General features: G+C 57.0%; 20 protein-coding genes. 6 read left to right on the forward strand and 14 right to left on the reverse strand.

Going from position 1 to position 26,562, the window contains the following annotated elements; all coding sequences use genetic code 11:
• Positions 1-202: 202 nt before the first annotated feature.
• Entirely contained in the window at positions 203-2,290 is a 2,088-nt protein-coding gene (locus tag E0E37_RS17215) for an immunity protein Imm33 domain-containing protein (RefSeq protein ID WP_246019774.1), read from the reverse strand.
• Positions 2,291-2,714: 424 nt separating this feature from the next.
• Between E0E37_RS17215 and E0E37_RS17220 the strand changes: the two genes are divergently transcribed.
• From E0E37_RS17220 to E0E37_RS17230, 3 genes are all read left to right on the forward strand, one after another.
• Positions 2,715-2,984, forward strand: a complete 270-nt coding sequence (locus tag E0E37_RS17220) for an ACT domain-containing protein (RefSeq protein WP_130864207.1) — start codon at positions 2,715-2,717, stop codon at positions 2,982-2,984.
• 205 nt (positions 2,985-3,189) lie between these two features.
• Positions 3,190-4,551 (forward strand): PFL family protein, encoded by a 1,362-nt coding sequence (locus E0E37_RS17225; protein ID WP_130864208.1) that lies wholly within the window; start codon positions 3,190-3,192, stop codon positions 4,549-4,551.
• Between the two features lie 61 nt (positions 4,552-4,612).
• Positions 4,613-5,485 (forward strand): metallophosphoesterase, encoded by an 873-nt coding sequence (locus tag E0E37_RS17230; protein WP_165445430.1) that lies wholly within the window; start codon positions 4,613-4,615, stop codon positions 5,483-5,485.
• A 159-nt stretch (positions 5,486-5,644) separates the two neighbouring features.
• Here the strand turns inward: E0E37_RS17230 and E0E37_RS17235 are convergent, their stop codons facing one another.
• Positions 5,645-7,201, reverse strand: coding sequence for a Na+/H+ antiporter NhaC family protein (locus E0E37_RS17235; protein ID WP_130864210.1), 1,557 nt, complete (start codon positions 7,199-7,201; stop codon positions 5,645-5,647).
• Positions 7,202-7,356: 155 nt separating this feature from the next.
• Between E0E37_RS17235 and E0E37_RS17240 the strand changes: the two genes are divergently transcribed.
• Positions 7,357-8,811, forward strand: coding sequence for an aminotransferase-like domain-containing protein (locus E0E37_RS17240; protein WP_130864211.1), 1,455 nt, complete (start codon positions 7,357-7,359; stop codon positions 8,809-8,811).
• 59 nt (positions 8,812-8,870) lie between these two features.
• On the opposite strand, the gene E0E37_RS17245 is transcribed toward E0E37_RS17240, so the two are convergent.
• The 9 genes from E0E37_RS17245 to dinB all read right to left on the reverse strand — a co-directional run bounded on the left by E0E37_RS17245 (position 8,871) and on the right by dinB (position 17,428).
• Entirely contained in the window at positions 8,871-9,821 is a 951-nt protein-coding gene (locus tag E0E37_RS17245) for a sensor histidine kinase (RefSeq protein ID WP_165445431.1), read from the reverse strand.
• Positions 9,822-9,935: 114 nt separating this feature from the next.
• A complete protein-coding gene (locus E0E37_RS17250; protein ID WP_165445432.1) occupies positions 9,936-10,700 on the reverse strand; it encodes an ABC transporter permease in 765 nt (254 codons plus the stop codon).
• Entirely contained in the window at positions 10,693-11,616 is a 924-nt protein-coding gene (locus tag E0E37_RS17255) for an ATP-binding cassette domain-containing protein (RefSeq protein ID WP_130864214.1), read from the reverse strand. Before E0E37_RS17255 ends, E0E37_RS17250 begins: the two co-directional genes overlap by 8 nt.
• 278 nt (positions 11,617-11,894) lie before the next feature.
• A complete protein-coding gene (locus E0E37_RS17260; protein WP_130864215.1) occupies positions 11,895-12,620 on the reverse strand; it encodes a response regulator transcription factor in 726 nt (241 codons plus the stop codon).
• Positions 12,621-12,858: 238 nt separating this feature from the next.
• Positions 12,859-13,401, reverse strand: coding sequence for an HdeD family acid-resistance protein (locus E0E37_RS17265; RefSeq protein WP_130864216.1), 543 nt, complete (start codon positions 13,399-13,401; stop codon positions 12,859-12,861).
• A gap of 165 nt (positions 13,402-13,566) precedes the next feature.
• Positions 13,567-14,472 (reverse strand): ATP-binding cassette domain-containing protein, encoded by a 906-nt coding sequence (locus tag E0E37_RS17270; protein WP_130864217.1) that lies wholly within the window; start codon positions 14,470-14,472, stop codon positions 13,567-13,569.
• Positions 14,463-15,215: an ABC transporter permease gene (locus E0E37_RS17275; protein ID WP_130864218.1), complete on the reverse strand. Its 753-nt coding sequence runs from the start codon at positions 15,213-15,215 to the stop codon at positions 14,463-14,465. Before E0E37_RS17275 ends, E0E37_RS17270 begins: the two co-directional genes overlap by 10 nt.
• The gene (locus E0E37_RS17280; RefSeq protein ID WP_246019775.1) at positions 15,190-16,206 is read right to left on the reverse strand and encodes an ABC transporter substrate-binding protein; all 1,017 of its coding nucleotides are present in this window, start codon (positions 16,204-16,206) and stop codon (positions 15,190-15,192) included. Before E0E37_RS17280 ends, E0E37_RS17275 begins: the two co-directional genes overlap by 26 nt.
• Positions 16,193-17,428 (reverse strand): DNA polymerase IV, encoded by a 1,236-nt coding sequence (dinB, locus tag E0E37_RS17285; protein WP_130864219.1) that lies wholly within the window; start codon positions 17,426-17,428, stop codon positions 16,193-16,195. Before dinB ends, E0E37_RS17280 begins: the two co-directional genes overlap by 14 nt.
• Positions 17,429-17,726: 298 nt before the next feature.
• On the opposite strand from dinB, the gene E0E37_RS17290 reads away from it, so the two are divergent.
• Together E0E37_RS17290 and E0E37_RS17295 are read left to right on the forward strand one after the other, a co-directional pair.
• A complete protein-coding gene (locus E0E37_RS17290; protein ID WP_130864220.1) occupies positions 17,727-18,107 on the forward strand; it encodes an adenine nucleotide alpha hydrolase family protein in 381 nt (126 codons plus the stop codon).
• A 260-nt stretch (positions 18,108-18,367) separates the two neighbouring features.
• Complete coding sequence (locus E0E37_RS17295; protein WP_130864221.1) at positions 18,368-19,120, forward strand: gamma-glutamyl-gamma-aminobutyrate hydrolase family protein; 753 nt, start codon at positions 18,368-18,370, stop codon at positions 19,118-19,120.
• An 890-nt stretch (positions 19,121-20,010) separates the two neighbouring features.
• On the opposite strand, the gene E0E37_RS17300 is transcribed toward E0E37_RS17295, so the two are convergent.
• The 3 genes from E0E37_RS17300 to E0E37_RS17310 all read right to left on the reverse strand — a co-directional run bounded on the left by E0E37_RS17300 (position 20,011) and on the right by E0E37_RS17310 (position 26,560).
• Positions 20,011-21,696 (reverse strand): Na/Pi cotransporter family protein, encoded by a 1,686-nt coding sequence (locus E0E37_RS17300; RefSeq protein WP_130864222.1) that lies wholly within the window; start codon positions 21,694-21,696, stop codon positions 20,011-20,013.
• A 201-nt stretch (positions 21,697-21,897) separates the two neighbouring features.
• Positions 21,898-22,857 carry a 6-phosphofructokinase gene (gene pfkA / locus E0E37_RS17305; protein ID WP_130864223.1) on the reverse strand — a complete coding sequence of 320 codons (960 nt, stop codon included), beginning with the start codon at positions 22,855-22,857 and terminating at the stop codon, positions 21,898-21,900.
• Positions 22,858-22,873: 16 nt separating this feature from the next.
• The gene (locus tag E0E37_RS17310; protein WP_130864224.1) at positions 22,874-26,560 is read right to left on the reverse strand and encodes a DNA polymerase III subunit alpha; all 3,687 of its coding nucleotides are present in this window, start codon (positions 26,558-26,560) and stop codon (positions 22,874-22,876) included.
• Positions 26,561-26,562 lie beyond the last annotated feature (2 nt).

The raw sequence follows: 26,562 nt of genomic DNA on the forward strand, positions 1-26,562 counted from the left end.
CGTCACTGCACGTCGTCCTTCCTTTTGAATTTATTTCACTGCCCACATGGCGCCTTCCGTCATCATCCGATCGTGGCCGCCGCGCACAGCATTCCGTATAATATCTGCTCTGCGGATATTATACCACAAAACCACCCGCCCCGTCCCGCTTTCTGCTCAGGACAGGACGGGCGTTGGACACAGGCTCCGGCCTTAAGCCAGATCAGTTGAGTCTCATCGGCTGCACGCGGACCTGCATAGTTCGGTCGCTTCCCTCCTGACAGTAGATAAGCTCGGCGCTGTAGTCTCCGTCAAAGATCACCCCGCACAGTTGGTACACGGAACCGTCCTTGCCCTTCCTGATCATGTTGTCTTCCTGTGTGACGCTTTCTTTCTGCGCCCACAGCCGGCTGTAGTCCAGTTTGGACAGCGCCGCCTCGTTCATGCGGAACATGCCTTCCAGTTCCGTGCCGCGGACCTTGAAGAAAAATGTGCAGTAAGGAGAGTCCGCCGTCCAGCCGTACGATTCAAAGAGTTCCTTGATGCGCGTCAGCCCTTTCTGATCGCAGCGAATGCCGGCGATGGCACGGAGCTTGCCGGTACTGTCCGAGAGCTCGCCTTCCTGAAGCTGGCGATCATTTTCCGGACTGATGTAGTGATATTCCATATCTTCCAGCGTACGTCCTTCTCCGATCTCTCTTTTCAGGGTCAGGAACTCAAAGTCTCCCGGCACCAGCTCCAGCCCGCGTTCCACCGCCGCCAGCGCCCCTTCTTTATCGCCGAAGTGACAGCGGAGCTTTGCCGCCTGCAGATAGCCCCAGGGATAATCCGGCTCCTCCATCAAGCCCTTCTCCGCGTATTCCAGCGCTTCCTCCAGTCTGCTGCAATACATCAGAGCGCAGGAGTAACGGTAATACCAGGTGCCGCAGCCCCCGGCGTTTTTTTCCGACGGCGGCATCCACTGCGTGGTCATATAATAATGATCGTAGTCGTCCAGATTGTTGCAGGCGTAAGAGTACCAGAGCGCAATATCCAGGGCCTCCCCGGCCTCCGTCTCGGTAAAGCGTCCCTCTTCCACGCCTCTTTTCAGGAATTCGTCGAGATAACCCAACATCTGTCCGTAGTAACCGCTGGAATCATCCTCCAGAGATTCCAGGACCGCTATGTCGTCCTGCCCCAGCAGGAACTTCCGCGGAGCCGAAACCGTCCGTTCACCCACGCTCCTGCTCTCTGCCTTTTCTTCCTCCACGCAGTTCCCCTCTCCGCAGTCTTCCCCGTTTCCGCAGGCTTCATCCCACGGCTCTGCCTGACAGAAAGCGCCGTTTTCATCCCGATAAAAAGCGGAGCCGTAAGGCGCCCTCAGCAAGGGCATGATCTCCGGGTCGGCGTTGCAGATCGAATTGAGCGAAAAGATCCCGGAGTGTTCCGGGTCGTCCATATACTCGTCGCTCTCATCTCCCGCGGTAAATCTCCAGCCGCTGTCCCAGAGATCGTCGCCTGCATCCGGCCGCTGCCGATAACAATATCCTACCGGGCAGCCGTCCACCGTGATCCGGTCGGTGGCCAGACATCCCTCGGGACCATCCCAGTCGGTGAGCAGGGGCTTTATGTCCTCGGGTCTGATCCTGTACTGTTTCTTACTTTCGGCGCACACGTTTTTCCGTTCCGGATCCAGCGGCAGGGGCGGGATCGCGTCCTCGCCCTCCCCGAACAATTCCATCAGCGCGTCGGCGCCGTTTCTGCACTTAAATTCCATCTCTTCCGCATACAGCGGAACTACGGCGTAAAAATTGATCTCGCCGCCGTCGGGCAGCCGGCATACCGACGCCTCCTGCGGAAATTGGCCGGGAGACAGCAGAATACTGCCGGACAGACCTGTATCTGCCGCGAAAGGAACCCCTCCCGGATTCGCTACAGTATGGCCCCAGCCCAGCCAGGAATCCTCTGCCACAGGCAGACGGGCCAGCATCTTCAGCCAGCCGATGGGCCAGAACCATTTCTCCTCTGAACTGTCGATCTTCCAGTAATCCGGCAGCGAGATGACCAGTTCCGCCCGTTCCAGCCTGTATTCCGCCAGTTCTTCGGGCACAGACATGAAGTGAGCGCCCATGCCCATGGTGACAAGGGTATAATAGTTCCGCTCTGGCGTGGGTTCGACGATACAGACATCCACGTGGATATCCGGTGAAGCGATCTCGTGGAGCACGTTGCGAAAAGGTCCAAAATAGTTCTCAATATGTTTTTCCAGCACGTTCAGCTCTTCTTCCGAATACATTTCCAGCATTGTATCTACCTCATTTTCTCTCTGCATTTCCTATACTCCCATCCAGACTGCTGCGGCCATTTTAAGCTCCTATGCCGGACTCTCCGCCCGGTCCGTACCGCACGCGCGGCCCCCGCAGCAGACCAGAGACTTCCATTTATATTAGCGATCATACCGGATAGCTGCCGGAATTGCAATATACTTCAGGGGAAAATCCGCCCATGCCGAATAAAAACCGTCATTCTGGCAATATGGAATTATGAGGTCTGCCAGTTTTCTGCACAGGCCTGGTCCATCCGCCGATAGTCCTTGAGTTTACCCAGCCGATTTGATATAATGATAAAGATTTTTGAACGACATCGATAAAACAACAGAAAAAACGGCGGCAAATGCAGTCCGGCGCGAAGGATCGGCCACGGGAAATATCCGTGGGGGTCTGCCGGTTCCTTCTGCCGCAACAGGAGGTGTGCATATGAAAGCAGTTATCACCGTCATCGGTAAGGATCAGATCGGAATTCTGGCTAAGATCAGCACGCTCTGCGCGCAGAAACAGATCAACGTGGAGGATGTAACGCAGAGCATCGTTCAGGGCATGTTCGCCATGACCATGGTCGTGGACCTGTCCCGCTGCGACGAAGAGATCACCGCATTGTCGGAACGGTTCGCCAAGGAAGGCGAAACCATGGGACTGGACGTCCGCATGACCAGAAGCGAACTGTACGACGCCATGCACCGGATCTAAGTCCGGGCCGGGCCGCGGCAGAGGCCGTAACGCCCGCTTCCCTATCCGGCGCGGCGGCAAGCGCCGCCGTCCTTCGTTCAGGTCAGAAAAAATCCACAGAGAGGGCCAGAGAGCGGACAAGATCCCGTGTAAAGCGCGGCAGGGATGCAGATAAAAACGTCCAGAAAAAAGACCGATCAACTCCGGAAAGGACTATAATCAAACTATGCTGAATACAAATGATATATTAGAAACCATACGCATGATCAGCCAGGAAAACCTGGACGTCCGAACAGTCACCATGGGTATCTCCCTGCTGGACTGCGCGGACGAGGACCCCAAACGGGCCTGCGAGAAGATCTACAGAAAAATTACCACAAAAGCCAGAGATCTGGTGCCCGTAGTGGAGAGGATCAGCTCCGCCTACGGTATCCCGGTGGTGAATAAGCGGATCAGCGTCACTCCCATCGCCATGATCCTGGCCAGCGCCAGAAACCCCAATCCCGTGGACTACGCCGAAGCGCTGGACCGGGCTGCGAAGGAGGTCGGCGTCAATTTCATCGGCGGCTTTTCCGCCCTGGTACACAAGGGCTTTTCCGCAGGAGATCAGGAACTGATCCACTCTATTCCCGAGGCGCTGGCAAAGACGGAATTCGTCTGCTCCTCCATCAATATCGGTTCGACGAAAAGCGGCATCAACATGGACGCTGTTAAGCTCATGGGCAGTATCGTCAAACAGACGGCGGAAGCTACGAAAGACGATCAGTGCATGGGCGCAGCCAAATTGGTAGTGTTCTGCAACGCTCCCGAAGACAATCCCTTCATGGCAGGCGCGTTTCACGGCCCCGGCGAACCGGACTGCGTCATCCACGTAGGCGTCAGCGGTCCGGGCGCGGTGCGGGCCGCCCTGGCCAAAGAAGGGAAAAGCTGTTCCATCGACAAGGTGGCTGAGCTGATCAAACGCACCGCCTTCAAGATCACCCGCATGGGCCAGCTGGTGGGCAATCTGGTCTCCGAGGAACTGGGCGTGCCCTTCGGCATCGTGGACCTGAGCCTGGCGCCCACTCCGGCTCCGGGAGACAGCGTGGCCAACATTCTGGAAGAGATCGGTCTGGAAAGCTGCGGTTCCTGCGGCACCACCGCCGCTCTGGCCATGCTCAACGACGCGGTGAAAAAGGGCGGCGTCATGGCCAGCAATCACGTGGGAGGTCTCTCTGGAGCCTTTATCCCCGTCAGCGAGGACGACGGCATGATCAACGCCGTTCGCAGGGGCGCGCTCTCTCTGGAAAAACTGGAAGCCATGACAGCGGTCTGCTCCGTGGGGATCGACATGGTCGTGGTCCCCGGGGACACCAGCGCCGCCGTTATCAGCGCTCTGATCGCCGACGAGGCGGCCATCGGCATGGTGAACAGCAAAACCACTGCGGTCCGCGTCATCCCCGCCATCGGCAAGAAGGTGGGCGACGAACTGGATTTCGGCGGACTTCTCGGCTACGCTCCCGTCATGCCCATCAGTACCTGGTCGCCGGAACGCTTTATCGGCCGCGGCGGGCGGATCCCGTCCCCCATCCAGGCTCTGAAAAACTGATTTTGCTGCGGTCCCGGCCGCGGCGCACCAAAAATAAACACTGACAGATCGAGGTATCAGCTTGATTCGATTTTTAAAAGCAGTCCTGCGTCTCATCGTTCTTCTTTGTCTCGCGGGACTTCTTCTGTTTGCTTACGCCAGATATGTGGAACCCCACCTTCTGATAACGGAAGAAGTCTCTATCTACAGTACGCACGTGACGCCGGAACAAAAAGAACTCAATATCGTAGTTTTCGCAGACACTCATTTCAGCGATAACTACACCATAAAAGATTTTGAACGGGCCGTCGGCAAGATCAACGATATGGAGCCCGACCTGGTCTTCTTCCTGGGCGACCTGATCGACCACTACGACCGCTACGAAGGCAGTACGGAGGCCATCTCGGAAAAGCTCTCGGAGATCAGGGCTTCGTACGGAAAATTCGCCGTCTTCGGGAACCACGATTACGGCGGCGGCGCGGAGCGGCACTATAAGGACATCATGACAGCCGGCGGATTTCAGGTGCTCGTCAATCAGCGGTCCGACCTGAAAGATCTGGGCGTCACTATCGTTGGCATCGACGACGTGATCATCGGCTACGGAGATCCCACGGCGGCCAGCCAATGCCGTCCGGAGTCGTTCAACATCGTTCTGGCCCACGAGCCGGACCTTGTCACAGAGATGACCGACTACGACATCGATCTGATGCTGTCCGGACATACCCACGGCGGCCAGGTGCGGATCCCCTATTTATCCGACGCCTACCTGCCGCCCTACGGTCAGCAGTATGAACGGGGGATCTACCGCTTTGAGAACGAGAGACAGACCACGCTGTACGTAAACTCCGGCCTGGGCACCACCTATCTGCCTCTCCGCTTCCGGTGTCCGCCGGAGCTCACCGAATTTTCGCTCACCGACGATCCCGACGCATCTTCCGCATCAGAATCCGAATAAAGAACAGATGATGTTCCAGGCAGGCGGCCGATGAGAGCCCATGCAAAAAGCGATTCCCGACCCGGAGGTACCGGATCAGGAATCGCTTTTTAGTGCATATTTATATGGTGAAGATTGATATCAGCCTATCCTTTCAGCAGACAGACGGCAGCTGTCTTCTTATTTGGCCGCAAGCTCTGCCGCGGCTTCAGACACTTTCTCCGCGTCCGCCTTCTGGGCGTATTTTTTCAGCCGCACCTGAGGCTCTGACGGCAGACGGAACAGGGGTACGAAGCGGTCGCCTCCGGTGAGCGTCAGCAGCAGGATGGATACCACCGCCACCATGGCCATCACATTATATCTGATGATATCCATGGCCACAAACTGGTGCAGCGGATAGACCGCCGTGGCGATGCCGATGTAAAATCCGATATAAACGTGCCAGGGGATCAGCTGTGATCCAAACACGCCCAGCGCGTCGGAGTACGTGGCGTTTCTCAGCTTCAGCTTATACAGATCCGCCTCGCTGCCCTCCACGTTGTCGTCCACCAGATCCTTGATGATCGGACCCACGGTGACGATCTGAGCCATCTCATCCGCCAGACAGGCGTTGCCGAACAGGGACAGAATTCCGTTGCAGAACATCAGCTGTCTCACGTTGTTGGAGATGCGGGCCACAAAATTGGAAAGCGGTGCAAAAGCCGCGATCTTTCTCATGATGCCGCCGAAGGCCGCCACCCACATCATCATGACGACGACCCAGGATCCGGCGTCCGCAAAACCGTCCATGAGCAGATCCAAAAAGAAACTGCCGTGATTTACGAAATCGGCGAACGCTCCGCCTCCCTCTAAAACCAGTTCCTCAGGCATGCCGATGGTCCCCGCGAACATGCCGAACACAAAGGCGGAAAAAATGCCGATGCCCAGGCAGATAAAGGTGGACAGCCCCATGATCGCCGTAGCGATGACCAGGATCAGAGGGATCACCATGAAATAGGGAACGCCGGACTGTACCTGATTAAGCAGATCCACGGCGGCCGGGCGCTCTTCCGCCAGCACCGTCCAGACCTCCTGCGGGATCTCCGCGATAACGGTGCCGGCATTGGTAGCGGCGGTAGGCAGTCCCATAAAGCTGCCGATGCCAAAGATGGCGGCGGCAGACAGCAGCAGGCAGGACACAGACCACACGCCCTGGTGACGTATCCGGTCGATCACTTCCACCCCCTGAATACCGGAGGACACTACCGTGGTATCGGAGATCAGTCCGATATTGTCTCCGAAGCACGCGCCGCCCGCGATGGCGGCTGTGGTCAGCAGCAGATCTCCTCCTACGATGTGATTCAGCCACAGGAAGATGGGCGCGCATGCCGCAAAGGTTCCCCAGGAGGTACCCGTGGCCACGGACAGGATCCCTGTGACCAGAATGCCCACCATCGCCACCGTCCTTCCGTTTACGCCCAGAGAGAGCGCCACATTTACAATGGACGCGCCCACCCCTGTGGACATGAACGCGCTTGCCATTGCGTAGGCAAACATCAGAATAAATAATGCGATCAATATTTTGCTGACGCTTTCCATCGCCGCGTCAATGCAATCCTGAAACTTCAGCTTATCTGTAGTCATGGCTACCACCGCGGCGCAGATCGTCGCGACAGGCGCAGCCATCAGTGCGTCCATGCCGCTGATCATCAGCGCGGCCAGAACGAAAACCGGTAAGAATTTGATAAAAGATTTCATTTGTCCTCCACCCGTCAGTATGTTTTCTTCGTCATTGATACTTTTTTAACAGCTGTTTACTGACAAGTTACTATATATTCGACAAAGATGCGCCAACCAAACGTTGACTTTTTTCCCAACCAAGTTTATAGTGAAAGCCCGGAGGTTTTTGAAACATGTCAAAAATTTCGATCGACTGGAGACCTGATCGAAGCAGTTCAGTCCCCGTATATAAACAGATCATCGACTATATGAGCATGAAGATTTCCACCGGCGACTGGGCGGTGGGAAGCCGGCTGCCCGCTCAGCGCCAGCTGGCGAAACAGTTCAACGTCAACCGCAGCACCATCGTCACCGCCATGGACGAGCTTTCCTCCTACGGCGTGCTGGAAAGCGACTTTGGAAAAGGGACCTATGTGGCCAGCAATACCTGGTCCCTCATGATGACCGACGCTCCGCCGGACTGGAGCCGCTACATCCAATCCGGTTCTTTTCATGCCAGCGATCCGATCATTCAGGAATGCCGGCGCTGCGAAGCCGACCCCCGTTTCATCTCTTTAGGCACCGGTCAGCTCTCCCCTTCCCTGTTTCCCCGAGAGGAGATGAGCAGAGCCATGGAGCGGGTGGCGGGAAAACTTTCCGCGCTGAATTATCAGGAGCCCCTTGGGCTGCCTGCCCTCCGAAGGAGCGTGGCCAGGCGCCTGCAGCGGGATGGCATCGATATCTCTCCCTCCTGCATACTGATCACCTCCGGAGCGCTGCAGGCTCTGCAGCTGATCTGTCTCACCATGCTGAAATCCGGTTCCACGGTATTCACCGGCGATCCGTCCTACCTGAAGAGCCTGCAGTTCTTTCAATCCGCAGGCATGAATCTCTCCGGCCTTCCCATGGATCAGGAGGGACTGGTCTACTGGCAGATCGATCCGGAGCGCATTCAGCGGGAAGAGGCGCTGCTCTACGCCATACCGGACTTCCACAATCCCACCGGTACGGTGATGAGCGCCGATCGCAGGAAAGCGCTCTTCCGCTTCTGTCAGCAAAACCACCTGCCCATCATAGAGGACGCCTCCTACCGGGAGCTCTGGTACGATGAAAAACCTCCGGCCACGCTGAAATCCATGGACAAGAATGGCATGGTGCTCCATATCGGTACCGTGTCAAAGACCCTGGCTCCCGGTCTGCGGACCGGCTGGATCGCCGGGCCGGAATCCGTCATCCACCGTCTCGCCGACATGAAAATGCAGATGGACTCCGGCGCCAGCACCGTCTCCCAGCTCATCCTGGCTGAATTCTTCTCAAGCGGCGCCTATGACAAATACCTGCCGCAGCTGCGCGTTCAGCTGAAAAGCCGCAGAGATACGGTGGTCGCCGCACTCGAACGCAACTTCAGTCAGATCGCCTCCTGGGACGCGCCTGCCGGCGGCTTTTACGTCTGGCTCCGCTTTGACGAAAACCTGAGCGCCAGGCAGCTGTTCCGCGCCGCTGTACGCGAACATATTCTGCTCTTTCCCGGCACGCTGTACGAATACGGCAAAAGCTGCAGTCTGCGCATCTCCTACGCCTATGCGGAGGAGCGGGAGATCCTCTACGCCCTGGCCCGGCTCTCCCGCATCGTGAGATCCATGATGTAACGATACATTAAAAGACCCGGCTTATCTGAGCCAGGTCTCCCGGTGGTGCCATCGTTTGGTTATTTTTTTCCGGACCCCTTATCCGCCTGCCTTTCCGCCCGCCAGGCGATCCGTACGGTAAACCAGTCTCCGTCCTCCCCCTGGGTCAGGCTGGCGTCCACCTGGTGTCCCATCTCTGTGAGCAGCTTCTGTACGATGGTCATGCCCAATCCCGTATTCTGCCCGGTACGCATCTCGTCCGCAGTAAAAAAACGTTCAAAGACCCGCGGCACATCCTCCTGCCGCATGCCCTGCACCATATTGGAAAAAGTGGTGATCACTTCGGCGCCTTCCCTTCTCTGCTCAATGCGCACCTGTGAGGTGCCGTGATTCAAAATGTTCTGCATCAGGTTGAAAAACACCCGCTTCGCCGCCTTTTTATCAGCCGTCACAAAGACCCGCTCCTGACTGATGCATGTCTCCACCGCCAGTCCGGCTGTCTGAAAATCCTCATAGAAGGCCGCCAGCGTCTCGCAGAGCAGGCCGTAAAGTTCCGTACGCTCCGGATCCAGCGAATACTCTCCCGATTCCAGCCGGGACAGATCGTAAAAAGCGGAGATCAGTTCCTGCAGCGCTTCCGCCTTTCGCCTCACCACATTCAAAAATTCCCTTCGTTCCATCTCCGATAGATCCGGGTCCTCCAAAAGCTCCAGATAGCCCAAGATCGAGGTCAGCGGCGTCCGCAGATCGTGAGAAATATTGGCGATCTGCCGCCGAAACTCCTTTTCCCGGCCGCAGTAAACGACCTGTTCCAGCCGTGCGTTCTCAAGCCCCTGATTGACGGTCTCCAGAAGTCTCTCCAGCTCCCTGTCGGGAGCCGTAAGGATCAGCTTCTGATTGGTGACCCTCCGGCCGTTGATCTCCTCCATCAGCCGTCTTGAGCTCCGCAGGCCGCGGCGCAGAGAATAAAAACGGGCGGCATAGAACACAGCGGCCGCCATGGCTGCCGCCAGCAAAATCCTTTCTATCATCTCCGCCCCTCCTTTCCCTCCGAGCCTATATCCCCGCCCTGTTCCCGCTTTCTCTCTCATCGCCGGGAGGCATACCGCTGAGCCCAAAAGCTCTGCGGTACGCCTCCGTTTGTTTTATATCTCCTTCCTCCGAAACAGCGCCATGCCGATCAGCAGGAGCACGACCATGTGTCCCAGTCCTACCAGCGCAGGATGGATCAGCTGATCCGGCGTCAGCATCTGCCCGGTCATCATCATGGGCGTCGTCATATGTCCGATCTGGTTCCACAGCAGATTTTCCCGTATAGCCGTGCAGAACGGCCCAAAACCTTCTTTCATGCCAAGCAGTGCAAATACCGAATCCGGAATGACCAGAAGTCCGGCAAAGAGAAAACTGGCGGCCGTTCCCCCTCTCACGAAGAACAGACACAGGTGAGCCAGAGCCAGGCATCCCAGCCACACCGGCACGCTTCCCAACAGCAGCAGGAAATAGGACTCTACCATGGGTCTTGCCTCCGGCGGATTTTCCAGAAGCAGGAACACGGACAGCAGATAGATCCCAAACACCGCGATGGCGATCCCAAAGGCGAAGATCACTTCCGTGGCGAATTTCCCCAGATAGATGGCGTTTCTGCTGTATCCATAGGCCAGGGCGTTTTTAAAAGTCTGATTTTTATATTCATTGCAGAATACCATGTCCGCCACCCCTATGGTCAGCAGGGACACCATATTAAACGTGTTCAGAGTCAGTGCCAGAGATACGGACGTGTTGTTAAACGGTTCCGTGTTCCTCATAAACAGGCTCGTGAGCACCAGCAGCACCGCGCAGGCCCCGAAAAAGATCACATAGCTCCTGCTCCTTATCGTTCGGTAACATTCGCTTCTGATGTAGTTAAGCACGCCGCTCACCTCCCACCAGATCCACAAAATACTGTTCCAGATCCGCCCCTTTCGACTGGATCACGGAGAGTGCGATCTGCCCTCCCACCAGCGCGGCGGCGATCTTTTCCGGCTGTTCCAGACAGGCGTAGATGTGAAGCACGCCTCCGGGCAGCACTTCGTATTGGTCGCACTTCAGCTCCCTCTCCAGCAGAGCGGCCGCCTTCTGCGGCTGATCCACTTTGACCTCCACATAGCGCCTGCATTTTTCATGCAGCGCTTCCGCCGAGATCTGTTCCACCATCCGTCCCTGCTCAATGAATGAGTAATTGGTGGCGATGGCGGAAAGCTCGCTCAGAATGTGACTGGAAATGAGGATGGTCAGATCCCGCTGCCGGTTGAGGCGCTGGAGCAGACTGCGCATTTCCACGATACCCATGGGATCCAGACCGTTCAGCGGTTCGTCCAGGATCAGGATGTCCGGGTCGGAGAGCAGCGCCAGCGCGATCCCCAGCCGCTGTTTCATCCCCAGTGAAAAATCCTTGTATTTCTTTTTTCCCGTACTTTCGATCCCCGCTTCCGTCAGTACATAATCGATCCTGGATCGCTCCGGTATCCCCTTCTGCAGCCGGTAATATTCCAGATTCTGCGCCGCTGTCAGATTCGGGTAAAAAGCCGGCGCCTCTACGATGATCCCCATCCGTTTTCTGGCCCTGGAAAGCTCCGACGGCGTTTCTCCGGAAAACAGCGCCATAGTCCCTCCCGTGGGATCCGTCAGCCCTGTGAGAAGTTTGAGCAGCGTGGTCTTTCCCGCGCCGTTTCGTCCCACCAGTCCCATGATCTGCCCCTTTTTCAGCTCAAAGTCCGTGGGCGCAAGAGCGGTAAACTGCCCGTAGCGCTTGCACAGCTGCCTTGTGACTGCGATCTTTTCTTCCATTTCTATCTGATTCCCCTTTCTCTGCTTCGCCGGCTTCCGTTCCTTCTCGGAGTTCCCTCCCCCGGGGTATTCCTTCCGGCCTCCAGACGTCCGCTTTCCTTTGCCGGCCGCCTGACAAATACGATTATAAAGGAGAATTTCAAAATAAGTCTTTAAGCAAATTTAAAGAAAGTATAAAGTTCACCGTCTCTGCCTCAGTCCCGGTCTCTTCCTCTGTTCAGGCTGCTTCTTCGGTCCCGGTCTCCCGGTCCCGGCGGGGCCGCGGCTCAGTCTCTGCTTTATTTATTCCGCCCGCCGCCGTCTGCCATCTTAAAACCGATGCCCCACACGGTCTTGATGTATTCTCTCCCGGGATTCAGCCTGCCCAGCTTGTTTCTGATATTGCTGATATGCACGTTCACCGTGTTGTCCTCGCCGTAGTATTCGCCGCCCCAGCCGTGAGTATACAGCGCTTCCCGCGTAAACACGCGGTCCGGATCGGACATCAGCAGCCACAGCAGATCGAACTCCGTAGCCGTCAGCGTCAGCGGAGCTCCTGCCGCTTCCGCCCGGCGGCTCAGACGGTCCAGACGCAGATCGCAGAAAGTCAGGTACCGGTCCGTTTCCTCCTTCGCCTCCGCCCTGGGCGCAAACTTCCGGAAACGGCGCAGCTGCGCCTCCACTCTGGCCAGCACCTCCGCCGCCTCAAAGGGTTTGGTCATATAATCGTCGGCGCCCAGAGACAGGGCGGACACCTTGTCCTCCAGCGCCGTTCGAGCCGAGATGACGATGACCGGCGTCACATTTTCCTCCCCTCTGATCTCCCGCAGAAACTCTTCTCCCGACAGACCCGGAAGCATGAGATCCAACAGGATCAGATCGAAAGACTCCACAGACAGCCTCAGTCTGCCCTCGCTGCCTGAGAAAGCCCCTTCTGTCCGGTATCCCTTCTTCGACAGGATCGTGCGCAGAAGGCGGTTGATGTCCTCATCGTCCTCCATGACCAGTATTTTGTACTCTTCCAAACCTACCACCCCACTTAGTCTATATATCCCTATCCGTTATCCGTTCAATGCCCATATCCGCACGGCGACTCCCGGGTGCAGCTCCTGAATGCGGCTCCCTGATCTCTCCCGCATACGGCCGGCGCACCGCACAGCATGCCCCCTGCTCCGGCCGCCGCAGCCCGCAGTTTCCCGATGTCTTTTCCCCGCAAATATGGAAATACTGTGCCCGGTATCCGGAACACAGTATCGACGCTCACTATTCGGCTTCTTTTCTTCTGAGCCGCTTTGTGTGTTTCTTGAAATGAAGGCCCAGCACAGTCACGCTGATCCCCTGGGCAATGAAATAGATCCCCAGAAGCAGTACGGTGGCTGTTTTCCCGGTGATGGGCCGGGCAAAGCAGCTGATCCCCACCACCGCGGCCAGAAGCCCGAAGGTCAGCCCAAGTCTCCAGTTTCGCTCCCCGAATCCCTTCACCACAATGGCCTGCAGAGCGTGCATAGTGCCGGAAAAGAGCAGCCACATGCCGAAAAATATGGGCACCACAGCTTCAGTGGCCAGCAGATTGGCCAGAACAGGCACCGACAGGACCAGCGTCACCGCGCCGTCTGCCAGCACATAGCCTGAGGCGTAGCCCTGGCGTTTTTCCGTAGCGCAGCTGGCGATGCTCATTACCCCGTGGATCAGCATAGCGATCCCCAGTACAAAAGCCATGGCCGCGTAAGTGGTCCCCGACCGGATAATGCAGTAAATTCCGGTCAATGTCAGGATGACGCCGGAAATTATCGTTACAAGTTTCATATTATCCTATCCTCCATCGACATTATACCGGTCTTCACGATTTCCGTCAACAGAAAGCGACAGAACCGGCCCCTCCGCAGTCCGGCCGCCGGCCGTCAGACGGCCGTCTGACGGCTGTCTGAGAGCCGGTTGTTCCAGTCAGGTCCACAGGCCGGAAAAAAGAACTCACCGACTGTAGACCAGCCTGGCCTCCACCGGCTGACCGGAAAACTCCCACAGCCGGTCGCCCAGAAATCCGGCGTCTTTTCTGTCGTGGGTGACCAGCACCACCGTGCTGCCTTTCTTCTTCCACTCAGCGGACAGGGCCGCCATGACCCGCATCTTCAGCGCGTCGTCCAGGCCCTTGAACGGCTCGTCCATGAGCAGCAGCATCCCGCCCCGGCCTGCGCCGCCTGCCGGGCTGCATGGGCAGTCCTGGCGCTCCGGCCCGGCAAACTGCCCACGGCCTTCACATTCCCGGTCTCTAACATATTCCGCGCTGTCTGCGTAGAGCAGAACCCGTCCGATAGCCGCCCTCCGCCGCATTCCTCCGGAGAGCTTCTCCGGATAATAATCTCCAAATCCGGACAGTTCCAGCAGACTCAGAAGTTCTTCCAGCCTTTCTTCTGCCTGCTGACCTTCCGCTTCCCGTGGCAGTACCAGCCGCATGTTCTCCCTCACCGTGAGCCAGGGCAGCAGCCGGTCTTCCTGAAAGAGGATCGCTGCCGACGGATCCCGTTCCGCCGTTTTTTCCCTTTTGACTGTTTTTTCCCGTTTCACTGGATTCATCGTTTCCGAGCCGTCCGCTGGTCCTGTCGGTCTTATCTCTTTCGCGCCCTCCGGTCTCGCGGAGCCGCCGCCCGGCTCCGCGAAGCCTTTGAACACGATGCTGCCGCCGTCCGGCTCCGCCAGCCCGGCGATCATCCGCAGCAGCGTAGTCTTTCCGCATCCTGACGGTCCGGTGAGCACGGTCACCGCGCCTCTTTCGATATCGAAAGAGAATCCGTCGTAGAGCGGCAGTTCCCCGTACGCCTTCCTCAGATGGCGTATCTCCACGGCCGCGTCCTTTACCCTGTTCTTTTCTACATCCATTTCAGCGCCTCCCTCACCCCTTTCTCAAAGAGAATGGACAGAATGATGATGGCGATGGTCCAGGCAAACAGCCGGTCGGCTTCCAGATAGACCTTGGCCGTAAGAAGCTGATATCCCATAGAATGGGCGGGGCTGGCCAGCACTTCAGCCGCCACCACCGCTTTCCACGAAAGTCCGGAAATCAGACTGAGGGCGGCCTTTATGTTGGCGGAGATCGCCGGCAGGTACACCTGCCGCAGCCGTTTGCGAAAGTCGATGCGATAAGCCCGGCAGAGCTCCAGATATTCTTCTCCGATACTGTCCAGACCCTCCAGCAGATTGGTGTGTACCACAGGATAACACATCAGGAAACAGGCAAAGACCGGCACTAAGCCGGAGACCATGCAGAGAATGGCAAAGAGGATCACCGACATCACGGGCATCGCCTTGAAGGCCGCGGCCACCCCTCCCAGAAGCATTCGCACAAAGGGAACGAAATACGCCAGCACCGCGCTGACCGCCCCAGCCGCAAAGGACAGCGCCATGCCAGACAGCACTCTGCCCAGCGTCACCGCCGTATCCACATAGAATTCCCCCGTACCCAGCATGGAGACCAGGACTTCCGCCGTATGAAAAGGAGAAGGTACAATGTAGTCCTTCTCCATCACCATATAGACCGCCTGCCAGATCAGCAGCCAAAACAAGCCGATCATCAGAGCCCTGACGGGTCCGCCGGCATTAATAAACGTAGTAGAACGTTTCATCCGGAAGCTTTCCTCCTAACGACTTTGGCTCCATCTCAAATAATATCTGATAGAAAGGCTCCAGCGCCGCTTTCGCATCGCCGCACGACAGGAAAATGATATTGCACCGCGGAATGGCCTTCTCAGCCACGGCCGCGTCCGCAGCGATCCCCGCATCTGCGATCATCTGCGCCGCCTCCGCGGGGTTCTGATTTACAAAGTTGACCGCCTCCTCATAATCCCGCAGGAAGATCTGCAGATCTTCCGACCGGTCGTCGATCATCGACCTGGAGGCGATGGTCACGCCCATAGGCAGCTCCTGTCCGTAAGTTTCCTTCCAGATGGCGTTGAGATCCGCCGCCACTCTCATATCAGGATTTTTCCCGGTGGTCACGGTCACAAAGGGCTCCGGCAGCAGCGCCACCGCTCCTTCCTCAACGGAAGCAGACGAGGCTACGTCGCTGTGATTTGCCAGCCACTGGATATTGACGTCCGATTCAGCCAGTCCCGCGTCCGCCAGCAGCCTGCGCAGAATGTATTCCGGCGCTCCGCCCTGCCCGCTGGCATAGATGGTCTTGCCCCTGAGATCGGACAGCCCGTTCACCGCCGTTCCGTTTTCCAGCACGTATAGAACGCCGCCGGTATTCACCGCCGCCAGTCCGACCTTGCCTTCCGTCTTGTTGTACAGGATCGAAGCCATGTTGGACGGCACCGCGGCCACGTCCACCTCGCCGGAGGTCACCTTCCCGACCACCTCGTCGGGACTCTGGTACACGGTGATCTTGTAGTTCTCGTTATCCATGAGCGGGGCCATTCCCATGCCTGTGGGTCCGTTCAGCGCCGCGATCCTGATGGGCTGCGATACCGAGGCCTGTCCGCCCTGATCCTGCCCGCCCGATCCGCCTGCTCTTTCCCCCTGGTCCTGCCCGCCGCAGCCGCCGAGGGCCGCCGCCAGCGCCAGCAGCACAGCCGCCGTCATTGTGATCCTTCTCATCCATTTACTCTTTTTCATTATTTACCTCCTCTTCTTCGTACAGCTCGATGCCGATGTCATTCTTCACGATACCGCCGAAGGTTATGGCGCTGCCGCCGTATTTTGCCCGAATGGAATCCATCGTCCTCTCCACCTTCTCCTGCTTTTCCCGGTCCCTGCTCCCCGCTGTAAAAAGGGACAGCTGTTCGGCGCTGTCCTCAGGGCACAGCGAGATCGCCGTCACCGTGATCAGCCGGATGGGTTTATCCGGATTCCAGCTTGCAGAGATGAGCTCCATGGCCGCCCTGGCGATCTCCTCGCCCAGATTGGTGGTCATATCCAGCTGCTTCTGCCTTGAGATCGTCTTGAAATCAGGGTCCCTGATGTCCACTTTCACCCCGCCGCACTTCAGCCCGTGGCCCCGCAGTCGGGTAGACACCTTGTCCGCCAACGCCGTGACCGCCGTCCGGCAGTCGGAAAGCCCCAGCAGATTCCTCCGGAAGGTCATTCCATTTCCCACTGACTTGACCTCCTGACGCTCCCGATACAGCGCCACGGGGCTTTCATCCTCGCCCCGGGCGTAATCGCACAGCTGACCGCCCTGCTTCCCAAGCACAGAGACCAGCAGCCTCCGGTCGGCGGCCGCCAGATCGCCGATGGTGCGGATACCCATTCTGATCAGTTTATCCGCCGTGGCCTGCCCCACAAAAAAAAGCTCCCGCACGGGCATGGGCCACAGGATGTCTTTATAATTCTCCCGGGAGATCACCGTGGTAGCGTCGGGCTTTTTGTATTCGCTTCCCATCTTGGCGAAGATCTTATTGAATGAGACGCCCACCGAAAGGGTCAGACCCAGTTCGGATCTTACTGTGGATCGGATCTCGTCGGCGATCTTTTCTCCTGAGCCGAATAGATTTAAGCTGGCCGACACGTCAAGCCACGATTCATCGATGCTGAAAGGCTCGACCATGTCCGTATACCGCTGATAAATGTCGTTGATCATCAGGGAATACTCCCGGTAGCGATCGTGATGTGGACGCACCAGTCTCAGCTCCGGACATTTTTTTCTGGCCTGCCAGACCGTTTCCGCCGTGACGACGCCAAAGGCCTTGGCCTTCTCATTTTTTGCCAATATAATGCCGTGTCTGTTGTCCGGACTCCCGCACACCGCCACCGGCAGCCCTTTCAGGTCCGGACGTGAAAGAAGCTCTACAGATGCGTAAAAGCCGTTCATATCACAGTGCAAAATTGTTCGCTCCATACAAACCCCCTTCCCTATTTTACACGCACTTCCCCGCCGTTACAAGAGCCCGGGACTGTGACGGCCAAAAAAATCCCCCGCAGATCTTCGACAAAATGTTTCCGGATTTTCTCCGCACATTTCTTCATTAATTCTCTCGTACCTGTGGTTATTCTCTCCGAAATCCTGTATAATTGAATGTAGGGTACGACTCTCGCGGGCGCGCCCGCAGTCAGGGCCCTGCGATACAAATGTTATAGCATGATTCTTTCATCCGGCAGAGCCACTTCCTGCCGGTCCAAACGGGGGTAGCAGCAAAATGAAAAACGTGATGGTCTGCGTGACGCAGCAGCGAAACTGCGAACGTCTGATCCAATTCGGCTACAATTTTCTGGGCGAAGAAAAGGGGGATTTATTCGTCGTACACGTCATAGGAAAACAGTATAAATTTCTGGGGACCGCCAAGGACGGCGACGCTCTGGAATATCTGTACGAGATCGCGCACGATTACGGCGCCAGCCTTACCGTTCTCCGCTCTGACGACATACTGAAGACGCTGGTGGAACAGGTCATGAAAAATAATATCACCCACGTCATCATGGGTGAATCCGGAAAGGAAAGCGGCAACAGCGATACGATCATCGCACAGCTGGCCAACAAAATTCTGGGAAGCGCGGAAGTCATCGTTGTGCCGGCCTGATATGCGCAGATAAAGCGGATATCGACAGTAAAATTGACAAAGGAAAAAGAATATCCGGCCCTGTCTGCGGGCCGGAATGAAAAAAGCGGTCTGAAATCCGGCTCGACCTGTGATTTCAGACCATTTTTGTGCGGTATAAGATTCTTGTGCGGCACGAACAGTAGCTTCAATTGACAAGAATAGAATTTCACTCTCAGCCGACGCCTTCCGGAGGTGGACAGCCCCTCCTCCGCACCGATAAAAGAAAGGAACCAGAACCTATGAAAAAAATACTTGTGGCAGGGCCGGACGATCCTCAGAAATGTACGAAAAACTGCGTCGACGCGGCGGCCCTGTTGGGACTGAATCCCTTCGTCTCCCTGGATCCCGCCGCTCTGGATCAGTGCGGCGCTGTCATCTTTCCCGGAGGATTTCCCGACATCGCCCCCAGCCGGTGGGGCGAGGCAGAAAACGGCAGCCGCGACGTGGACCCCGAGCTGGACAGGCAGCAGCTTGAAATGATCGAAGGGGCCATCGCGCGCGGCCTTCCTCTCATGGGGATCTGCCGCGGCATGCAGCTTCTCAACGTCTATTTTGGCGGAAGTCTCATCCAGCATATCCGCTGCGAAGACATCCACCGCTACGTGGAAAATACAGAGACCGTACACGACTCTGTCTGTACTCCCGGCCTCTTCCTCCACAGTCTTTACGGGGACCGCGCAGTGATCAATACCAAGCACCATCAGGCGGTCCGCAGGCTGGCCGACGGCTTTTCCGCGGCCCAGACCTGGTTCAGCGACGAAATCACGGCGGCTGAGCAGAAAGCCTGGCTGGACCGATGCGGGATGGGCCCATCCTCCCCATCCCACCCCATCGAAGGCACAGACGACTGCATCATCGAAGCCATCGTTCACCGATCGCTGCCCGTCTTCGGCCTGCAGTGGCACCCGGAAAACATGGTGCTGACACCCACCGAAGGCGCGGCAGACGCCGAACCGCTCTTCCGGTATTTTGTCTCCCTTATGACGGCATAGCCGGGCGGACGGCTGTCGGTTCCCTGCGGAGTGCGGGTACTCCGGGGCTGCGGTATCTGGCTGGCGGCGGGTGTCCTGGGGCTGGTGATATCTGGCCGGTGGCGGGTCTCCCCCGGGGCTGGCGGTATCTGGCCGGTGGCGGGTCTCCCGGGACTGGTGATATCTGGCCGGCAGTGGGTCCCCCCGGGACTGGTGATATCTGGCCGGTGGCGGGTCCTCAGGACCGTTATATCTGATTGGCGGCGGAGCTGTCGCAGTTATTAATATCCTGCAGGCGACGGATCGCCTGTCCGTCGCCTGCAGACAGCCCATCGGCCGCCGGTCTCTGTTGAATGCTTTGCACCGTTGGGCTTTCAGTACCTGGCCGGCGGCTGATTCTGATCACGAATAGGCGAAATACAGATTTTTTTCTCAATCTCACCGAAAAAGAGCTTCCAAATAGGTGAGAATCATTATTTTATTAAGTTTTCGCCCATTTTATGTAAAATATTGGTTAATATCTGTTGCTTTCTACGTGAATATAGGTGATATTTAATTTTTTTTGTCATTTTCACCTATCCTGCGGTCCGATCTTCAAACGATCAACCCATCAAACCATCTAGCAGTTAAGCGGTCCAGCTATCCAGCTCTCCCTGCATCCGACCAGCGGCCGCCCATTTAGGACATGCAGCCATTCGAGATATGCAGCCCTCTCGGGATATGCCCCCCTCCCAGGATATGCAGCCATTCGGGAAACGCAGCCCTCCCAGGAAACGCAGCCCGCTTGCGAAATGCAACCACTTAAGATATGCAGCCCACTCAGAATATGATCAGAAAAAGATATGGCGGGTGAAACAGAAGCAGAAGGATCGAAAAAGGCCGGCCGCAGTTTTCTGCAGCCGGCCTTTTTCCTATTCCGCGTACTCCTTCGAGTTGAAGTTGATATCCTTGAGCACCGCCTGAGCGATATTTTTGCAGTAATCGCCGATCTTTTCCAGATTGTGCAGCACGTCGGTGTAGAGCACTGTGAACTCCGGCGAACACTCGCCCCGTTCCAGCCGCTCCAGATGGTGATTTCTGAGCCGCAGTTCCAGATGATCCAGAGCGTCCTCCTGCACCAGCACGTCCCGGGCCAGATCTTCATGGCCGTCGTTCAGCGCGCGGATCGTATCCTCCACGATGCTTTTGACCTGGGCAAAACCGCCGGACAGCTCCAGCACCGCCCGATCTGAGAAACGGTAGCCCTTCTCCATTTTCTCCCTGGCAAACTCCGCGATGTTCTGGCACTGGTCGCCCATGTGCTCAATGTCTCCGGCCACGTGCATCAGCCCGGAGATCTGCGCCGACTGGTGAGCCGTCAGGCCGCCCCCCGCAAAGATGGAGGACATGTACTTCACCGTGGCCGCCTGCAGAGCGTCGATATTTTCTTCCAGCTCCGTGACCTCGTCCACAGCGCTCTCATCTCCCTCAAAGAACGCTTTCTCCGCAGATTTCAGCATGGGGAGGATCATCTGAGCGATGCGGGACAGTTCCCGGGTAGCCAGATGCAGCGCGAATACCGGCTGATCGATGATCTTGTAATCGAGATAGAGCGGCGTACAGGTGGCCACCAGCTCTTCTTCCTTCTCCGGCAGCAGCCTTGTCACCAGTTTTACGAGAAAACCAACAAAGGGCAGCCACAGCAGGGTACACACGATATTGAAGATAGAATGGGCGTTGGCGATCTCCCGGGAAATAATGGCCAGTTCCGGTCCAGGCGGCGAGACCAGCCGCACGATCCCGCAGAACTGAGGGATGAACCACATGAAGATCAGCGTGCCCGAAATGTTGAAGATAGTGTGGGCCGCAGCCGTCCGCTTGGCGTTGGTGGAACCTCCGATGGTGGCCAGGATGGCCGTGATGGTGGTTCCGATATTGCTGCCGAACAAAATGGGCAGCGCGCCCTCCAGTCCAATGATGCTGGCGCCGTCCGGCCCTGCCTGGGACGCCAGATTCTGCAGCACGGCGATGACTGCGCTGCTGCTCTGCACGATCACCGTCATTACCGTACCCAAAATGACGCCCAGAACGGGTATCTCGCTGACCTCAAGCATCAGATCCGAGAAAAACGGCAGCGCCACCAGCGGCTTCATGGTGCTTCCCATATACATGATGCCCAGGAACAGAAGTCCGAAGCCGAAGACTGTTTGTCCCACAAATTTGATCTGCGGCTTCTTGGCCGCAAAAAAGAGCAGAAAACCAATAAAGATGATGGGCCAGATGTAATCATCCAGCTTGAATGCGATGAGCTGTGCCGTCATCGTCGTACCGATGTTTGCGCCGAGGATGATACTGATCGCCTGCGGCAAGTTCATGAGTCCTGCGCTGACAAAGCCGATCACCATTACCGTGGTAGCGCTGCTGCTCTGCAGAACAGCCGTGGTCAGGGCCCCCGCCAGAACTCCTACGAAAGGATTCTTCGTCAGCAGCCCCAGGACCGACCTCATTTTCTCTCCGGCGACCTTCTGAAGTCCTTCGCTCATCAGATTCATACCGTAGATGAAAACAGCCAGGCCTCCCAGGAGTCCGAACACCATCTGTACTGTCTCGTTTCCCATATTCTTTCTTTTTCTCCTTTTGCAGACCTTGCTCCGCGCCCGCGGCAAACCGTCGGACTCCGGCAGGTCCTACACAGATTTTGCCGGATGATCCGGCCACATTTGCCGGATGACCCGGCCACATTCTCTGACGATCCCGGACGGACGCGTCTCGCCCCCGCAGGCTGTACGCCGCCCGCCGTACTGTCAGACCGTCCTATTTTACGACAAAATCTCCGCCAGGTCAATAATGGATTCATCGTGAGGGCGCTTCATTTTCAGAGCCTCTTCCAGATCATAATCCACGATCTCCGATCCTCTGATCCCGATGGCTCTGCTCCCGCTGTCCGCCAGCAGCAGTTCCACTGCCCGGTATCCCATGCGGCTGGCCATCAGACGGTCTCTGGCCGTTGGGGATCCGCCTCTCTGGATATAGCCCAGAACGACGACCTTCGTCTCCATGCCGGTGCGCTCTTCGATCATGTCCGCCAGATCCGCGGAGGACATGGCCACGCCTTCCGCCCGGATGATTATACTGTGCAGTTTCCCCCGGTTCCTGCCCTGGATCAGCTTGCGGCAGACCGCGTTGATGTCCACGGGGACCTCGGGGATGAGTATCGTCTCAGCGCCTCCGGAAAGACCGGCGTAGAGGGCGATATCCCCGCAGTTTCTTCCCATTACTTCCACCACGGTGGCCCGTCCGTGGGAGGAGGACGTATCCCGGATATTGCCGATGGCTGAGAGGGCCGTGTTCACCGACGTGTCAAAGCCTATGGTAAAATCCGTATAAGCCAGATCGTTGTCGATGGTGCCGGGAAGTCCCATCACAGGCACGCCCGCCTTCGTCAGATCCAACCCTCCCCGCAGGGAACCGTCGCCGCCGATCACCACCAGCCCCTCGATCTCGAAATTCTCGATCATGTCCAGAGCGCGCTTAAACCCTTCCGGCGTCTGAAACCGTTCGCTTCTGGCCGTCCGCAGCACCGTGCCGCCTCTCTGGATGATATCCGACACCGAAGAGATCTGCATCTCGTCGATATCTCCGCTGATCAGCCCCTCGTAGCCTCTCTTGATCCCGTAGATCTCCATCTTGTTGTAGAGTCCGCCTCTGACCACGGCGCGGATAGCCGCATTCATGCCCGGGGAATCTCCCCCGCTGGTGAGCACACCGATACGCTTCATATATGCACCTGCTTTCTTACTTCCTTATATTATCTCTCCCTATGAGAGCTTCCATCTCTTTAAAAAATCCATCGTCCGCCGTGATCCACATGTCGGATCTCGTGCGGTATTTCTTTCCGCCCGCAGCGGCGATGATCACAGGCGTGTCTCCCGGATGGGCCCGCAGCACAGTGCTGATGAGTCCCAGCGCCGAGCGTTCGTCCATGCCGGCCGGGATCAGAAGATTCACCGCTCTGGCGCCGGATTCCTGCGCCATTCCCTGCTGGGGCACGGCAGCTGCGCCGTATCCCCGCCGGTCAGCCGGTCCGCGCTGCCGTTCATCCTGGACAGACTGTCCGTACGGTGCGGACTCCCGATCGGGTCTCTTTCCCCACGGTTCGCCGGGATCCCGGTTGCCGCGGCGCCCGTTTCCGAAGATGCTCTCCGGCGCGGCTCCTTCCTCCGGTTCCTTCAGCTCCACCACCTGGTTGGCCAGAACCTTGGGCGCCTCGTCTTCCTTGAAATTAACGGTGCCCTTTACAGCGATGATCCCGTCCTCCCGGATCAGATCTCTGGCCCGCTCATACACATTTGGAAAAACGATCACCTCGATTGTGCCGTAGAGATCTTCCAGCTGGACGAAGGCCATCATGGTGTTTTTCTTCGTCACCAGCGTCTTCTTGGAACTGATGATGCCAGCCAGCCTCACCTCCATCCCGTCTGTGATCTGTGGATTCTCCTCCGCGTGGATCAGCTCTTCTGTGGACGTGGTCGCCACCTTCTCGATGAGCTCCGTCACATCCATCAGAGGATGCGCCGTCAGATACACGCCCAGCATTTCCTTTTCCATAGACATGAGCAGAGATTTGTCGAACTCCGTCAGATCGGGCAGGCGGTTCTGCGCGCCCTGAGCGTTCATCACGGTCTCACTGATCTGAAACAGCGACATCTGCCCCTCGATATTCGTCCGGGAATCGTTCTGCGCCGATTCCAGCAGCCCCTCGTAGACCGCCAGATGCTGCGCGCGGTTTCCCGGAAAGCAGTCCAGCGCTCCGGCCTTGATCAGGCTCTCCACCGCTTTCTTGTTGATCTCGTGGATGTTGAGATGCTCGATGAACTGAAAAATGTCCGCCGGCCTGCCGTGCTCCTTCCCGGCGCGGATGATCTCCTCGATCACGCCCTCGCCCACATTCTTTACACCCAGCAGCCCGAAGCGGATCTTGCCGTCTTTCACCGTAAACTTCTTGCCGCTCTCGCACACATCCGGAGGCAGCACGGAGATCCCCATTTCTGCACAGTTTCTGATGTATTTTGCGATCTGTCCCGCGTCGCCCATGACGCTGGTCATCAGCGCAGCCATAAATTCCACGGGATAGTGGGTCTTCAGATACGCGGTCTCATACGCCACGACGGCGTAAGCCGCCGCATGGGATTTGTTGAAGGCGTACTCTGCAAAGCTGATCATCTGGTCGTAGATCTCCTTCGCCGCCTTCTCCGGGATGCCGTTTCGCACACAGCCTTTTATTTCAACAGTTCCGTCTTCCCCATCCTTTCCATAAATAAAGTATTCCCGTTCCTGTTCCATTACATCACGTTTTTTCTTACTCATGGCGCGGCGCACCAGATCGCTCCTGCCGTAAGTATATCCTGCCAGGTCCCGAACGATCTGCATGACCTGTTCCTGATACACCATACATCCGTACGTCACGTCCAGGATCGGCTTCAGGCTGGGATCCACATATTTACTTTTTTCCGGATTTTTCTTATTTTCGATATACGTGGGGATCGACGCCATGGGGCCCGGTCTGTAGAGCGAGATACCGGCTACGATATCCTCAAAGCAGTCGGGGTGCAGATTTTTCATAAACTGACGCATGCCGCCGCTTTCCAGCTGGAACACCCCCAGAGTATTTGCGCTGCTGATCAGCTCGTAAACCTTCGGATCATCGTAGGTCATCCTGGAAAAATCTATGGTATCACCGCAATTTTCCTTTATCATCTCCAGCGCGTCCCGGATGACGGTGAGATTGCGCAGGCCCAGGAAATCCATCTTCAGCAGCCCCAGTTCTTCGATGGTGGTCATGGTAAACTGCGTGGAGATCCCTTTATCCGCCAGATACAGCGGCACGTATTCGTTGATGTTCTTTTTGGAGATCACCACCCCCGCCGCATGGGTGGAAGCGTGACGGGGCATGCCCTCCAGCGCCCGGGCGTAATCGATCAGTTCCCGCACGCGGGCGTCGCTGTCGTAGGCTCTCTTCAGATCGGGATTCATATTTAAAGCCTTGTCCAGCGTCATCTTCAGGTCAAAGGGCACCATCTTGGCGATGGCGTCCACTTCGCTGTAGCTCATGTTCAGCACGCGGCCCACGTCCCGGATAGCAGCCTTCGCCTTCATGGTCCCAAAGGTGATGATCTGAGCGACCTTGTCCTCGCCGTACTTGCGGATGACGTAGTCGATGACCTCCTGCCGCCGTTCGTAACAGAAGTCGATGTCGATATCCGGCATGGTCACCCTCTCCGGATTGAGAAAACGTTCAAAGATCAGGCCGTATTTGATGGGATCGATGTCCGTGATGTGCAGACAGTAGGCAACGATGCTGCCTGCGGCGGATCCCCGCCCCGGCCCCACCACGATGCCGTTTTGCTTGGCATAATTGATAAAATCCCAGACGATGAGGAAATATTCCACGTAGCCCATGCTCTCGATGGTGCTGAGCTCATACTCCAGACGCTGCCGCAGTTCATCTGCGAAGGTCTCATCCTTCGCCCCGGCGCCGCCCTCCGTCCTGAGACCATAGCGTTCTTCCATTCCGCGATAGCACAGTTCACGCAGATACTGGGGACTGGTCTTGCCCTCAGGCACATCGTAGTCCGGAATGTGGATCTCCCCAAAGGTGATGTCCACGTTGCACCGGTCCGCGATCTTTTCTGTATTTTCAACGGCCTCCGGTATTTCCGCGAAGAGCCATGACATCTCTTTTTCCGATTTCAGATAAAACTGATCGTTGGGAAAACGCATGCGGTCTTCCTCGTCCACCGTGGCCGCTGTCTGAATACACAGCAGCACGTCGTGGGCCCTGGCGTCTTCCTGGCGCACATAGTGCACGTCGTTGGTGGCCACAAAGGGGATCCCCGTCTCCTCCCGCAGCCGCTTCATTCCCGGCAGAATGCGGCGTTCCTCCTCCAGCCCCTGATCCTGAAGTTCCAGAAAGAAATTGCCCTCCCCGAAGATATCCAGCAGTGCCAGCGCTTCCTCTTTCGCGCCTTCGTAGTCGTCCTGCAGCAGGCGGTTCTGCACCTTTCCCGCCAGACAGGCGGACAGGGCGATGATGCCTTCGCTGTGCTGACGCAGCACCTCGTGGTCGATCCGTGGCTTGTAATAAAACCCTTCAGTAAAACCCACGGAAACGATCTTCATCAGATTGTGAAACCCGGTCTCATTTTCTGCCAGCAGCACCAGATGTCCCTGATGCTTATCCTTCGAGCCGTCTTTGTCCTTTCTCCCTCTTGCCGCAGTGTAAACTTCGCAGCCGAGGATGGGTTTCACGCCCTGCTTCTTCGCCTCTTTATAAAAATCAATGACCCCGAACATCACGCCGTGGTCCGTGATCGACACCGCGTCCATGCCCAGCTCTCTGGTCCGGGCAATGAGGTCGGGGATCCGCGCCGCTCCGTCAAGCAGGCTGTATTCCGTATGTACATGCAGATGTGTAAAACTCATAG

It is taken from the genome of Bacilliculturomica massiliensis (assembly GCF_900605495.1).
Lineage (GTDB): Bacteria > Bacillota > Clostridia > Peptostreptococcales > Anaerovoracaceae > Bacilliculturomica > Bacilliculturomica massiliensis.